This is a genomic window from Actinomycetospora straminea, assembly GCF_028737255.1.
GTDB lineage: Bacteria > Actinomycetota > Actinomycetes > Mycobacteriales > Pseudonocardiaceae > Actinomycetospora > Actinomycetospora straminea.
Window position 1 is genome coordinate 155,478 of sequence record NZ_JAQZAN010000013.1, and the last position, 12,835, is coordinate 168,312.

Here is a 12,835-nt window from a genome sequence, read left to right on the forward strand (position 1 = left end):
GCGCGGGCCCGGCGACCGGGAACACTGCGCCCATGACATCGGCCCCGGGTGCCACCGCCCTGACCACCGGCACGGAGACCGCCGACGCGGTGGTCGTCGGCGCCGGGCACAACGGGCTGGTGGCGGCCAACCTGCTCGCCGACGCCGGCTGGAGCGTCACGGTCCTCGAGGCCTCCGATGCGCCGGGCGGGGCCACGCGCACCGAGGAGATCACCGAGCCCGGCTTCCTCAACGACCTCGGCAGCGCGTTCCACCCCATGGGCTACGTCTCGCCGGTGCTGCGCGGGCTCGACCTCGGCGAGCACGGCCTGGTGTGGAGCCACCCGCACGAGCCGCTGGCCCACGTCCTGCCCGACGACCGGGGCGTGCTGCTCTCGCGCGACCTCGACGTCACCGCGGCGTCGGTCGACCGCTTCGCGCCCGGTGACGGCGACGCCTGGCGGCGGCTCGCCGACGAGTGGCAGCAGCTGCGCGACCCGCTGATCGCCGCGTTCCTCGGCCCGTTCCCGCCGGTCAAGGACGCGGCGACGGTGCTCCGGACCCTCGGCGGCCCCGACGCGCTGCGCCTGGCCCGGCGGATGCTGCTGCCGGCGACGCGCTTCGGGCAGGAGGAGTTCCGCGGCGAGGGGGCGCGGGCGCTCATCGCCGGCAACGCCCTGCACACCGACCTCGGCGTCACCCAGACCGCGAGCACGGCCTTCGGCTGGCTGCTGTCGATGCTCGCCCAGGACGTCGGGTTCCCGGTGCCGGTGGGCGGGTCGCGGTCGATCGCGCGGGCCCTCGTCGCGCGCCTCGCGTCCCGGGGCGGCGCGGTGCACAGCCGCCGGCCCGTGACCCGCGTGCTCGTCGAGGGCGGCCGGGCCGTCGGGGTGGTGGACGCGGAGGGCGGCGTGGTGCGGGCGCGGCGGGCCGTGCTCGCCGACGTCCCGGCGCCCCTCCTGCTGCGTGACCTCGTCGGCGACGAGCACCTGCCGGCCCGCCTCGTCGCCGACCTCGAGCGCTTCCAGTGGGACGACGCGATCCTCAAGGTCGACTGGGCCCTGTCCGGCCCGATCCCGTGGACCGCGCCCGAGGCCCGCGCCGCGGGCACCGTGCACCTCGGCGGCGACGTCACCGGGCTCGTCGACTTCGGCGCCGACCTCGACGCCGGCCGCATGCCCGCGAACCCGTTCATGCTGCTCGGGCAGATGACCCTCGCCGACCCGACGCGCTCGCCGGCGGGCACCGAGTCGGTCTGGGCGTACACGCACCTGCCGCACTCGCGCGAGCACTCGGACGCCGAGCTCGACGAGCAGGTCCGGCGGATGACGGCCTGGATCGAGCACCACGCACCCGGCTTCTCCGACCTCGTCCTCCGGCGCACCGTCTCCCGCCCGGCGGACCTGCAGGCCCGCAACCCGTCGCTGGTCTCCGGCGCGCTCATGGCCGGCACCGCGCAGATCCACCAGATGCTCGTGTTCCGCCCGACCCCCGGCCTCGGCCGGCCCGACACCGTCGTCGACGGCCTGTTCCTCGCCGGGGCGACGGCCCACCCGGCGGGCGCGGTCCACGGCGCGCCGGGCGCGAACGCGGCACGAGCGGCGCTGGCGCGGGCGGGGCGTCTGGGCCGCATCTACGCCGCGGGCATCCGCGCCGGGCACCGGCTGGTCTACGGCGCCGCCGACGAGCGGCGCAGGGTCCTCGCGGGCAGGTAGTCGCCGATCAGCTCGCGGTGCCACCAGGCCCCGGTCGCGCGGCGCTCGGCGCGGGTGGTGAAGCGGTAGCGGTAGAGGCGCGCCCGCACCCAGGCCGGGCGCTCGCCGTCGAACGGGTCGTGGCGCAGCAGCCGCAGCGTCGGGCGGTCGGCCTCGAGCAGGCGGTCGAGCAGCGTCGGCAGCCAGGTGCGCGCCATCCGCGGGGCGAGCGGCGCGAACCACATCAGCCAGTCCAGCCGCCGGTGGTAGGGCGCGGTCTGGGGCGGGCGCCGGTACGGGTCGCCGGGCTTGGAGCGGAACTCGTACTCGAGCCACGTCGCGGTGTCGGCGCCGTCGGGGTCGTCGGTGCCCTCGAGGACGACCTCGTCGCGCTCGCGGGTCACCGAACCGAACGCCCCGTAGCTGTTGCCGAGGTGCACCGGCGTGATGCCGGCGTTCATCTTCTGCCGCGGGCTGAGCATGTTCATCGCCGGCCACACCGACAGCGCCAGCATCAGCCCCGTCACCGCCAGCACGACGCCGGCGAACCACGTCGGCAGCGGCGCGGGCTCGGGCAGCGGGACCGGCAGCAGCCAGCGCAGGCGCGCGTCGTCGATCGCCGCGAAGGCCAGCGAGATCGTCAGGAAGTTGAGCCACGCGAAGTTGCCGCTGCTCACGAGCCAGCCCTGGGTGACGACGACGACCGCGGCCGCGATCGACGCGACCGGCTGGGGGAGGAAGAGCAGGAACGGGACGGCGAGCTGGGTGACGTGGTTGGCGAGCACCTCGACGCGGTGCAGCGGGCGCGGCAGGTGGTGGAACCACCAGCTCGTCGGGCTCGGGAGCGGCTGGGTCTCGTGGTGGAAGTCGAGGCAGGTGAGGTCGCGCCAGCAGGGATCGCCGCGCATCTTGATCAGGCCGGCGCCGAGCTCGACGCGGAAGAGGAGCCACACCAGCAGCCAGAGGATCGGCGCGGGCGGGGCGACGTCGGCCGGGCCGAGGAACGTCACGAGGAACCCGGCCTCGAGCAGCAGCGACTCCCAGCCGAAGCCGTACCAGACCTGCCCGACGGTGACGATCGACAGGTAGAGCACCCAGAGCAGGCCCCACAGCGCGAGCCCGGCGCCGAGGGGCAGGACGTCGGTGGCGCCGGCGAGGGCGGCGACGGCGAGCACGAGGCCGGTGCCGGCGACGACGCGGAAGAGGGTGTCGGAGTAGCGCAGGTGGAAGACGCTGGGGTGGCGGCGGAAGGTCGTGCGCGCGAGGAAGCGGGGGATCGGGGTCAGGCCGCGCTCGCCGATCAGGGGCCGGAACTGCGCCAGCGCGACGGTGAAGGCGATGACGTAGACCAGCGCGACGAGGTGCTGGAGCACCCAGCGGGCGGTGGCGTGGTCGGGCGCGGCGAGCCAGTCGAGCACGGCGCCTCCCTCCGCAGGTGAAGGCGCCGTGTACCCGCTGGGCCGCTCGGACGATGCGTGCCCGGTGATCGAGGTGGCTTTCCTGGCGTTGAGTGCCAGCGTGGACGCCACGCTGGCACACCCCGTGCGCCGCTGGGGGTCAGGTCAGGGCGGCGGCGACGATCGCGTCGGTGTCGAGGTGGTGGTGGGCCCAGGACGAGGCGAGGTCCGACGAGCGGCCGAAGTCCGTGACGCCGAGGTGCGCCGCGCGCACGCGGTGGATGCCGGCCAGGAACGCCAGCGTGTGCGGGTGGCCGTCGAGCACCGTCACCAGCTTCGCCGCCCGGTCGGCGGGGAAGGCGGCGTCGAGGACCCAGCTCGGCGCGTCCTCGGTCGGCCCGGTCGCCGCGGTGCGGGCGCGCAGGGCGCGGAAGACCCGGTCCGGGCTGGTCACGACGACGACGTCGGCGCCGACGCCCCGGTCACCGAGGCGGTCGGCGGCCGCGAGCGCCTGGCCGACCAGCGGGCCCATCACCGCGATCGTCACCTGCGGGGTGCCCGGCGCCCGGCGCAGCAGGTAGGCGCCGGCGGTGACCTCGCGGCGCCGCTGCGCGCGGGCGGCCGGGTCGCTCGGGACGGCGGCGAGGCTCTGGTCGACGGGCACGGTCGACAGGCGCAGGTAGGTCGACGACCCGCCGGGCCGGCCGAGGCGCGCCAGCCCGTCGAGCAGGCACCAGCCCACCTCGACCCCGAACGCCGGCTCGAACGCCACGCAGCCGGGCTGCTCGAGGCCGATCGACGGCGTGGTGATCGACTGGTGCGCGCCGCCCTCGGGCGCCAGCGACACCCCGGACGGCGTGCCGACGAGGATCGACTGCCCGCCCGCGTACATCCCGAACGCCCACGGCTCGAGGGCGCGCGAGACGAACGGGTCGTAGAGCACCCCGATCGGCAGCAGCGGCTCGCCCCACCGCGACCACGTCGCGCCGAGCTCGCCGAGCAGCCCGACGAGGTTGGTCTCGGCGATCCCGAGCTCGATGTGCTGGCCGCTGGGCAGCTCGTGCCAGTGCAGGATCGTCTCGGCGTCGTCGGCGAACCAGTCGCGCCGCTCGTGCGGCGACCACGAGCCGACCTTGTTCAGCCAGCCGCCGAGGTTCGTCGACGACGTGACGTCGGGGCTGACCGTCACCACCCGTCGGGCGGCCTCGGGCGCCGAGCGCGTGAGGTCGAGCAGTGCCCGGCCGAGCGCCTGCTGGGTGTGCCCGGTGCCGGTGGGCGTGCGGTCGAGGTCGGTGGGGACCTCCGGCGGCGGGGCCGGGGCGGCCGGGCGGCGGCGCAGGCGTTCGGCGACGGTGCGGCACAGGTCGGCGGCGGGACCGTCGGGCAGCGGCGCCCAGGGGTCGTCGAGGTCGGTGCCCAGCCCCGTCGCGAGCGCGCGCATCTGGGTCTCGGTGAGCAGGCTGGAGTGGTTCTGCGGGTGGCCCTGCGTCGCGAGGCCGTAGCCCTTCACCGTGTACGCGAAGATCACGGTGGGGCGGGCGTCGTCGATGGCGTCGTAGGCGTCGGCGAGCGCGCCGAGGTCGTGGCCGCCGAGGTTGCGGATCGCCGCGTGCACCGCGCCGTCGTCGACCTCGCGGAGCAGGCCCGAGATCGCATCCGCGTCCGGCCCGTCGCCGGGCAGGCGCTCGCGCAGCTGCAGCGGGGTGCAGCGCAGGAGGCGCTGGTACTCGGGGTTGGTCATCTCGTCGATGCGCCGGCGCAGGGCGTCGCCGCCGGGTTTGGCGTAGAGCTCGGCGAGCAGCCGCCCGTACTTGACGGTGATGACCTGCCAGCCGGCCGCGGAGAACAGGCCGTGCAGCCGGGTCGCGGAGATGTCGGGGACGACGCGGTCGAGCGACTGGCGGTTGAAGTCGACGATCCAGCAGACCTCGCCGAGCTCGCGGACCATCGGGTCGAGCACGGCCTCCCACACCGCGCCCTCGTCGAGCTCCGCGTCCCCGACCAGCGAGAACTGCCGGCCCGTGCCCGCGGTGTGCGAGATGCCCTCGACGTAGCGGCGCGCGATCGTCCCCCAGATCGGGGCGGTCGCGCCGATGCCGACCGAGCCGGTCGAGTAGTCGACGGGGTCGGGGTCCTTCGAGCGCGAGGGGTAGGACTGCAGGCCGCCGGCCTCGCGCAGCGTCGTGAGGTACCGGGCGTCGAGCTCACCGAGCAGGTGGTTGATCGCGTGCAGCACCGGCGAGGCGTGGGGCTTGACCGACACCCGGTCCTCGGGGCGCAGCGTGTGGAACCACAGCGCGGTCATGATCGAGACGATCGACGCCGACGACGCCTGGTGCCCGCCCACCTTGAGCCCGCTCGGGTTGGGCCGCACGCGGTTGGCGTGATCGACGATCGCGGTGGACAGCCACAGCACCCGGTCCTCGACGGCCTGCAGCGCCTCGTGCTCGGGCGCGGGGGTGGTCGGTGCGGGAGCGGGACGCGTGGACGTCATCGAGGGCCTCCGGGATCCACATCGGTGCACGGAGCGTTCGTCATCGCGTCGAAGTGCGCAAGCGGTCCCGGCGCGGCTGAGCGCTATGTTCAGCGCGACGCCGTCGCGACCCCGCGGGAGTGAGCAGGATGGAACCCGTCGACGCCCTCGACGCGCGGCTGCTGCAGGCGCTCGCGGCCGAGCCGCGGGCCACGGTCGTCGCGCTCGCCGAGCGCCTCGGGCTCGCCCGCAACACCGTGCAGGCCCGGCTCGCGCGCCTCGAGGACCGCGGGGTGCTCGGCGACTTCGGCCGTCGCATCGAGCCCGCCGCCCTCGGCCACCCGCTGCGCGCCTACGTCACCACGCGCGTCGACCAGCGCCGGCTCTCCGAGGTGACGACGGCGCTCGCGCGGATCCCCGAGGTCGTCGAGGTCGTGGGCCTCGCGGGCGACGACGACCTGCTCGTCCAGGTGGTCGCCCGCGACGCCGACGCGCTCTACACGATCGCCGGCAGCCTGCTCGCCGTCCCGGGCGTCGAGCGGACCTCCACCGCGCTCGTCATGCGCCAGCTCGTCCCCTTCCGCCTCGACCCCCTCCTGGAGCGCCGCGCCGGTACGTGAGCGAAATTCCCGGCCATAGCCGGGAATTTCGCTCACGTAGGCCGGTCAGCCGAGGGTGAACGGGTCGCGGGTGCCGCCGGTGAGCTCGACCCAGACCGCCTTGGTCTCGAGGTAGGCGTCGATGGCGTGGGTGCCGTTCTCGCGGCCGACGCCGGAGTCCTTGAACCCGCCGAAGGGCACGCTGGGGGCGACGACGCGGTAGGCGTTGATCCACACCGTGCCGGCCTTGATCCGCGCGGCGACGCGGTGGGCGCGGTGCACGTCCTTGGTCCACACCGCGCCGGCCAGGCCGTACGGGGTGTCGTTGGCGAGCTCGATCGCCTCGTCCTCGTCGGTGAACGTGGTCGCGGCGAGCACCGGACCGAAGACCTCCTCGCGGAACACGGTGTCGGTGGGCTTCACCGAGAGCACCGTGGGCTGGACGAAGTAGCCGCCCAGCGACTCCTCGCTCGACCCGCCGTAGGCGATCGTCGCGCCCTCCTCGCGCGCCGTGGACAGGTAGCCGACGACCTTCTCGTACTGCATCCGGTTGGCGACCGGGCCCATCTCGGTGTCCGCGCCGAACGGGTCGCCGAGCTTGATCTGCGACGCGCGCTCGGCCACCAGCCGCACCAGCTCGTCGTGGACGTCGGCGTGCACGATCAGCCGCGAGCCCGCCATGCACGTCTGCCCGGTCGCGGCGAACACGCCCGCGACCAGCCCGTTCGCGGCGGCCTGCAGGTCGGCGTCGGGGAACACGACTTGCGGCGACTTCCCGCCCAGCTCCAGCGTCGCGGGGTGGAGCTTCTCGGCGGCCGCGGCGGCGACCTTGCGCCCGGTCGCGGTCGAGCCGGTGAACGCCACCTTGTCCACGCCCGGGTGCGCGGCCAGGTGCGCGCCGACCTCGCCGGAGTTCGCCGTGACGACGTTGACCACGCCGTCGGGGATGCCGGCCTGCGCGATCAGCTCGGCGAACCCGAGCGTCGAGCCCGGCGCGTGCTCCGAGGGCTTGACGACCACGGTGCAGCCGGCCGCGAGCGCCGGGGCGACCTTCCAGCTCATCAGCAACAGCGGCGAGTTCCAGGGCGTGATCGCCGCGACGACCCCGACCGGCTCGCGGCGGGTGTAGACGAGGTAGTTGGGGTTCGGCGAGGGGATCTGCGCGCCCTCGATCTTGTCCGCGAGCCCGGCGAAGTAGTGGTACCAGCCGCCCAGGCCCTGCAGCTGCCCGAGCATCTCGCGGTAGAGCTTGCCGGAGTCGTTGACCTCGAGGCGGGCGAGGCGCTCGGCGTTCTCGGTGATGAGGTCGGCGAGGCGGCGCAGGCGCGCGGCGCGGGCGAAGCCCGTCATCTGCCCCCACTCGCCGTCGAGCGCGGCGCGCGCCGCGGCCACGGCGGCGTCGACGTCCTCGGTCCCCCCGTCGGGGATCTCCGCCCACGCCTGCCCGGTGTAGGGGTTCTCCGAGGAGAAGGTCCGGCCGGAGACCGCGCCGGTCGGCTTGCCGCCGATCAGCATGGACAGCTGCTCGAGCTCGCTCACGGGTTCGTGCTCCTTCGGCGTGGAGGGTCGGCCGGGACGCGTCTCAGCCGGGGAAGCCGCCGGCGCGCGGCAGCAGGGCGGGGACGCGGTAGCCGAGCTGGTCGGACAGGAACCCCGCGATCGGGAGCAGCGCGTCGAGGTCGAGCCCGGTCGGGTGGCCCATGCGGTGCAGCAGGTAGACGAGGTCCTCGGTGGCGATGTTGCCGGTGGCCGCCGGGGCGAACGGGCAGCCGCCGATCCCGCCGTTCGACGAGTCCAGCCAGTCCACGCCCCAGTCGAGGGCGGCGACGGCGTTGGCGAAGCCGGTGTTGCGGGTGTTGTGGAAGTGCGCCCGCATCAGGGCGTCCGGGGCCACGGCCCGCACCCCGTCGAGCAGCGTGCGGACCTGGGTCGGTACCCCGACGCCGATGGTGTCGGCAATCGCGATCTCCTTCGCGCCCGCCGCGGCGCCGCGGCGGGCCACCTCGACCACGCGGTCCGGGTCCACCTCGCCGTCGAACGGGCAGCCGAACGACGTCGCGATCGTCAGCGACGCGAACAGGTCCCGCGACGCGGCCTCGGCGAGGACCTCCTCGGCGACCTCGGTGAGCGCCGCGGTCGTCGAGTTCTGGTTGGCCTTGGCGAACCCGTCGGAGGCGGGCACGACGACGTTGACCTCGTCGACCCCGGCCGCGACCGCCCGGTCGTAGCCGCGGCGGTTGAGCACCAGCCCGATGTACGACACGCCGTCCGCGCGGGTCAGGCCCTCCATGACGGCCTCGGCGTCGGCCATCGCCGGCACCAGCTTCGGGTGGACGAACGACACCGCCTCGATGCGCCGCGCGCCGGCCGCGGTGGCCTGCTCGATCAGCTCGATCTTCGCGCCCGTCTCCAGCAGCGCCCGCTCGTTCTGCAGCCCGTCGCGCGGGCTGACCTCCACGATCCCGACCACGCGCCCGATCCTGCCCCCTATCCGCGGACGGCGGCCACCGTCGCGGCGTGCTCGCGCAGCGTCGCCGCGGGATCCTCGCCACGCTGGCGGCCCATGCCGCAGTACTGGGCGACGCCGAAGTCGGCGAGGTGGCGGGCCGCGGTGGCCTGCCGGCGCCGCAGGCCGTCCGCGCCGTCGATCGGCAGCACGATGCCGAGGAAGACCCGGGTGTCGGGGACGTCGAGGTCGGCGAGCGGGGCGAAGAACGCGTCGTCCTCGCTGCGCAGGTAGCGGGGTCCGGCGAGGTGGACCCAGTCCAGCGGGCGCCCGGCGTGCGCCACGGCGTGGTTCGCCATCCGCACGATGAGGCCCATGTCGCGGGCCTCGAACATCGGCCACTCGGGGAACGTGCCGTAGCAGAGGTGCAGGCCCATGAGGACGTCCTCGGGCACCCGCGGGGCCAGCCGCGACCACGGCCCGGCGAAGCGGTCCCACGCGTCACCCTCGGTCCAGGCCAGCACGCCCTCGAGGTCGATCACCTCGTAGGCGAGGTCCCACTGCAGGGCGAGGTCGCCGGCCGGGATCGTCGCCAGCAGCTCGTCGATCGCGCGCGACCAGAGGTCCTCGAGCGCCGGTCCGACGATCGCCCAGTTGCGGGCGTAGTCGTCCTTGAACGCGGCGGTGAACACGCTCGACGGGCCGGGCAGGCCCACCTGGAAGCGCAGGGCCGGCGGGATCACCCCGTCGGCGCGCAGCGCCACGAACCGCTCGTAGGAGGCGAGGGTCTCGGCGATCCGCGGCCACGCGTCGAAGCGCAGGGTCTCGACGCCGTCGGCGACGGTGAGGCGTGCGGTGTCGTAGGCGTGCCGGGCGCGTCCGGTCGGCGACGGCGACGGGGCGATGACCGCGATGTCGGGGTGCCGTTCGAGCAGGGTCGTGCGGTCGTAGCCGACCCAGGCGCCGCGGGCCCCGGACTCCCCGTCGGGCAGGGCCGCGACGCGGTCGGCGAACAGCTCCGCGCCGGCCCGGAAGCCCTCGTCGGGCGAGTCGACCGGGAGGCTCCCGACGAGCAGCAGGTCGGCGTCCACGCGGCGGCTCATGGCGGGTGTCCTCCTCGTTCGACCCGGGGGCACGTCGGGGCGCCGACGTCGTCGGGCAGCATGTCACCGCTGCGGTGCGGGCTCACCCCGTCTCGCGGTGGACCGCTCGTCGCCGGGCCCGGACCGGTCGTGTGGTCTCCGTCGGCGCCACGCGTGCCCGCGGGCGTGATCGGTCACCCATCGGTGATCGAGCCGGCAGGAGGACAGTGGAGGGGTGAGCGCGACCGTGACCACCGCGTCGACGGGCCTGACCAGCGCCACCCCGCGGACCCGCCGGGTGCTGCGCATCACCACCGGCATCCTCGTGGCGGCCGTGGTCACCACCGGCGTGGTCATCGTGTGGCCCACGGTCCAGGCCGCCGGCGCCGCGCTCCTCGAGGCCGACCCGTGGTGGGTCGTCGTCGCCGTCGCCTGCGAGGCCGGGGCGCTCGTCGCCTTCTCCGTGCTCCACCACCGGCTGCTGGTGGCCGCGTCGGTGCGGGTGTCGCTCGGAGCGGTGACGATGGCGACGCTCGCCGCGAACGCCCTGCACCTGACCGTCCCGGGCGGTGCCGCGCTGTCGACGGCCTACACCTACAAGCGCCGCCGCGCGTGGGGCGCCACGGTGCCCGCGACGACCTGGACGATGGTCGCCGGCGGCGTCGCGGCGAGCCTCGCGCTCGCCGCGATCGCGTTCAGCTCGGCGCTCGTGGTCGGCGGGCGTCCGACCTCGCTGACCTGGATGGTGCTGCAGATCCTCGGCGTCGCGGCCCTCGGGGCGGGCGTCGTGGTCGTCGCGCGCCGCCCCGGGCTCCTCGTCGCCGCCGGCTCGTGGGGCCTGCGCCTGGTCAACCGTGTGCGCCACCGTCCGCGCGAGACGGGCGTCGCCGAGCTCGCCGACCAGATCGCCGCGCTGCAGCTCATCGAGCTCCGCGGACGCGGACGGGTCGTCGTCGGGGGCGCGGCGCTCGCCAACTGGCTGCTCGACATCGCCTGCCTCGCGGCGTGCTGCGTCGCCGTCGGCGCGGAGGGCATGACGCTCGCGCTGGTGCTCGTCGCCTACGCCGCCGCCACCGCCGCCTCGAGCGCGGCGTTCCTGCCCGGCGGGCTCGGTCTCGTCGACGGCGCGCTGCTCGCGGCGCTGGTCGCGGGGGGCGTGCCGTCGCACCCCGCCCTCGCGGCGGTCCTGCTCTACCGCCTCGTCAGCTTCGTCGGGGTCGCCGCCGCCGGGTGGGTCGCGTGGTTCGTCGTCCACGCCAAGGAGACCCCGGCCGCCGTGGCCGGCGACGACGCCGAGGGTGTCGACACGGCCCACGGGACGCCGGACGGCGCGCGGGCCGACTCCCGGTTCGACGCCGACCGCCCGACCGCCGAGCACGACACCGCGGCCGGGCGTCCGCCCGGCTCGCGCTGACCCGCCGATCCCTCCGCCGGTGAGTAGCGCCGGCGCGGGGTGACGCGCGCTACTCATGTCCGTGGGGCGCATCGACCGCGCCGCACCGTCCCGACCGAGTAGTCCCCGCGCGACCGCGGTCGCCATCGAGTAGTTCGCTGCTCATGACCGGGGGGTACCGGCGCCCGCAGTCTTGTCCCGACCGAGAGAGCGGGCCCGGCACACCGGTCCCCCCGGAACGGAACGAGACCGACATGACCATCCCCGCGAACCCCGCGAACATCCCCGCCCAGCCCGCCATGCAGCCCCTGGCCGACCCGGCGAGCGAGGTCGACGACCTGACGCCCCCCGCCGGCACCGCGCCGACCGTGCCCGGGACCGAGACGCCGCCGGGCGAGACCGAGGAGCCGACGCCCGAGGAGCCCACCTCCGAGGAGCCGACCCCTGAGGAGCCGACCCCCGAGGAGCCGACGTCCGAGGAGGAGCACGGCGAGGGCGAGTGGGGCCACCAGCCGCCCGGCGACGAGTACATCAAGGACGAGTGCCCGCCCTACGACAGCTGCAGCACCTACATCGAGCAGGGCTGCCTGCCGCGGGACTACAACTGCCCCGCCCACGCCACGTACTGCGGTCCCGACTGCAGCTATCTCTACGACAACCTCGAGCCCTCGGGTCACTACTGCGACCCGTACGAGTACGACCCGGTGTGGAACCCGCACTGCTACCACGAGGTCCACAACCCGTGGGGCTTCCACCCGATCGAGAACCCCTACTGCTGGCACCCGCACTACAACCCGGACTGCTACCACCCGGTGCACCGCCCCGAGGGCTACAACCCGGACTACTGCCCCGACGCCCCGCGGCCGCCGTACTGCCCGGACCCGGAGGAGTGGTACCAGACCCACCCGCACCACCAGCCCGTTCCGCCGGTGACGCCGATGCCGCCCATCGACGAGGAGGGCCTGCCCACCCACACGCCGGGCGAGGAGACCTGGCCGGAGACCTGGCCCGAGCCGCCGGCCGGCGAGGAGACGACCGAGGAGCCGGTGGGTGAGGAGGCGCCCGAGGAGCCGGCGCCCGAGGAGCCGGTCGGCGAGGAGACGCCGGAGCCGCCGGTGGGTGAGGAGACGCCGGAGCCGCCGGTGGGTGAGGAGACGCCGGAGCCGCCGGTGGGTGAGGAGACGCCGGAGCCGCCGGTGGGTGAGGAGACGCCCGAGCCGCCGGTGGGTGAGGAGACGCCCGAGCCGCCGGTGGGTGAAGAGACGCCGGAGCCGCCGGTGGGTGAGGAGCCGGTGGGTGAGGAGCCGGTGGCCGAGGAGGAGGCGCCGGTGGAGGAGCCGCCGGCGACCACGCCCGTCGGTCAGGACGGTGACCAGCCGGTGCAGACCTCGCCCTTCCCCGACATCGACGAGGAGCCCGCGCCGGAGGAGATCGAGATCGAGCCGGCCGGCGGCGACCTGGTCTTCCACGGCCCCGGCAACGGCGGCGGCAGCGGCTCGTCCACCGAGGAGCCGGCCGGTGGCTCCTCGAGCGCGGGCGGCGGCTTCGAGGAGCAGCAGCAACAGGAGGAGCCCGTCCTCGAGTCGGTCGGCGCGAGCAGCAGCAGCGGCGGCGGCGACGACTTCGAGTCGGGCGGCGGCTTCGAGTCCGGCGGCGGAGGCTTCGAGTCCAGCGGCGGCTCGAGCGGCTCGGGCGGCGGCGACTCCGACGGCGGCTCGGACGGCGGCGGCTCGGAGACCGTCGACGGCTGATCCTGCCGGAGCCCGGCACCG

At 75.1% G+C, this 12,835-nt stretch carries 9 protein-coding genes; 4 read left to right on the forward strand and 5 right to left on the reverse strand.

Annotated features, from left to right (window positions below):
• The first annotated feature begins 32 nt into the window (after positions 1-32).
• Positions 33-1,694 carry a phytoene desaturase family protein gene (locus PH190_RS18600; protein WP_274233019.1) on the forward strand — a complete coding sequence of 554 codons (1,662 nt, stop codon included), beginning with the start codon at positions 33-35 and terminating at the stop codon, positions 1,692-1,694.
• Here the strand turns inward: PH190_RS18600 and PH190_RS18605 are convergent.
• Positions 1,649-3,091: a lipase maturation factor family protein gene (locus PH190_RS18605; RefSeq protein WP_274233020.1), complete on the reverse strand. Its 1,443-nt coding sequence runs from the start codon at positions 3,089-3,091 to the stop codon at positions 1,649-1,651. The genes PH190_RS18600 and PH190_RS18605 overlap by 46 nt on opposite strands.
• A 139-nt stretch (positions 3,092-3,230) precedes the next feature.
• Positions 3,231-5,564 carry a transketolase-like TK C-terminal-containing protein gene (locus PH190_RS18610; RefSeq protein ID WP_274233021.1) on the reverse strand — a complete coding sequence of 778 codons (2,334 nt, stop codon included), beginning with the start codon at positions 5,562-5,564 and terminating at the stop codon, positions 3,231-3,233.
• Between the two features lie 128 nt (positions 5,565-5,692).
• Between PH190_RS18610 and PH190_RS18615 the strand changes: the two genes are divergently transcribed.
• Positions 5,693-6,163 carry an Lrp/AsnC family transcriptional regulator gene (locus PH190_RS18615; protein ID WP_274233022.1) on the forward strand — a complete coding sequence of 157 codons (471 nt, stop codon included), beginning with the start codon at positions 5,693-5,695 and terminating at the stop codon, positions 6,161-6,163.
• A gap of 45 nt (positions 6,164-6,208) precedes the next feature.
• Here the strand turns inward: PH190_RS18615 and PH190_RS18620 are convergent, their stop codons facing one another.
• From PH190_RS18620 to PH190_RS18630, 3 genes are read right to left on the reverse strand one after another with little or no spacing between them, the layout of a single operon-like run.
• The gene (locus PH190_RS18620; RefSeq protein ID WP_274233023.1) at positions 6,209-7,681 is read right to left on the reverse strand and encodes an aldehyde dehydrogenase; all 1,473 of its coding nucleotides are present in this window, start codon (positions 7,679-7,681) and stop codon (positions 6,209-6,211) included.
• 43 nt (positions 7,682-7,724) lie between these two features.
• The gene (locus tag PH190_RS18625; protein WP_274233024.1) at positions 7,725-8,612 is read right to left on the reverse strand and encodes a hydroxymethylglutaryl-CoA lyase; all 888 of its coding nucleotides are present in this window, start codon (positions 8,610-8,612) and stop codon (positions 7,725-7,727) included.
• Between the two features lie 17 nt (positions 8,613-8,629).
• Positions 8,630-9,691 carry a hypothetical protein gene (locus PH190_RS18630; RefSeq protein ID WP_274233025.1) on the reverse strand — a complete coding sequence of 354 codons (1,062 nt, stop codon included), beginning with the start codon at positions 9,689-9,691 and terminating at the stop codon, positions 8,630-8,632.
• Between the two features lie 214 nt (positions 9,692-9,905).
• On the opposite strand from PH190_RS18630, the gene PH190_RS18635 reads away from it, so the two are divergent.
• Positions 9,906-11,084, forward strand: a complete 1,179-nt coding sequence (locus PH190_RS18635) for a lysylphosphatidylglycerol synthase transmembrane domain-containing protein (RefSeq protein WP_274233026.1) — start codon at positions 9,906-9,908, stop codon at positions 11,082-11,084.
• 233 nt (positions 11,085-11,317) lie between these two features.
• Entirely contained in the window at positions 11,318-12,814 is a 1,497-nt protein-coding gene (locus tag PH190_RS18640) for a hypothetical protein (RefSeq protein ID WP_274233027.1), read from the forward strand.
• The last annotated feature ends 21 nt before the right edge of the window (positions 12,815-12,835 follow it).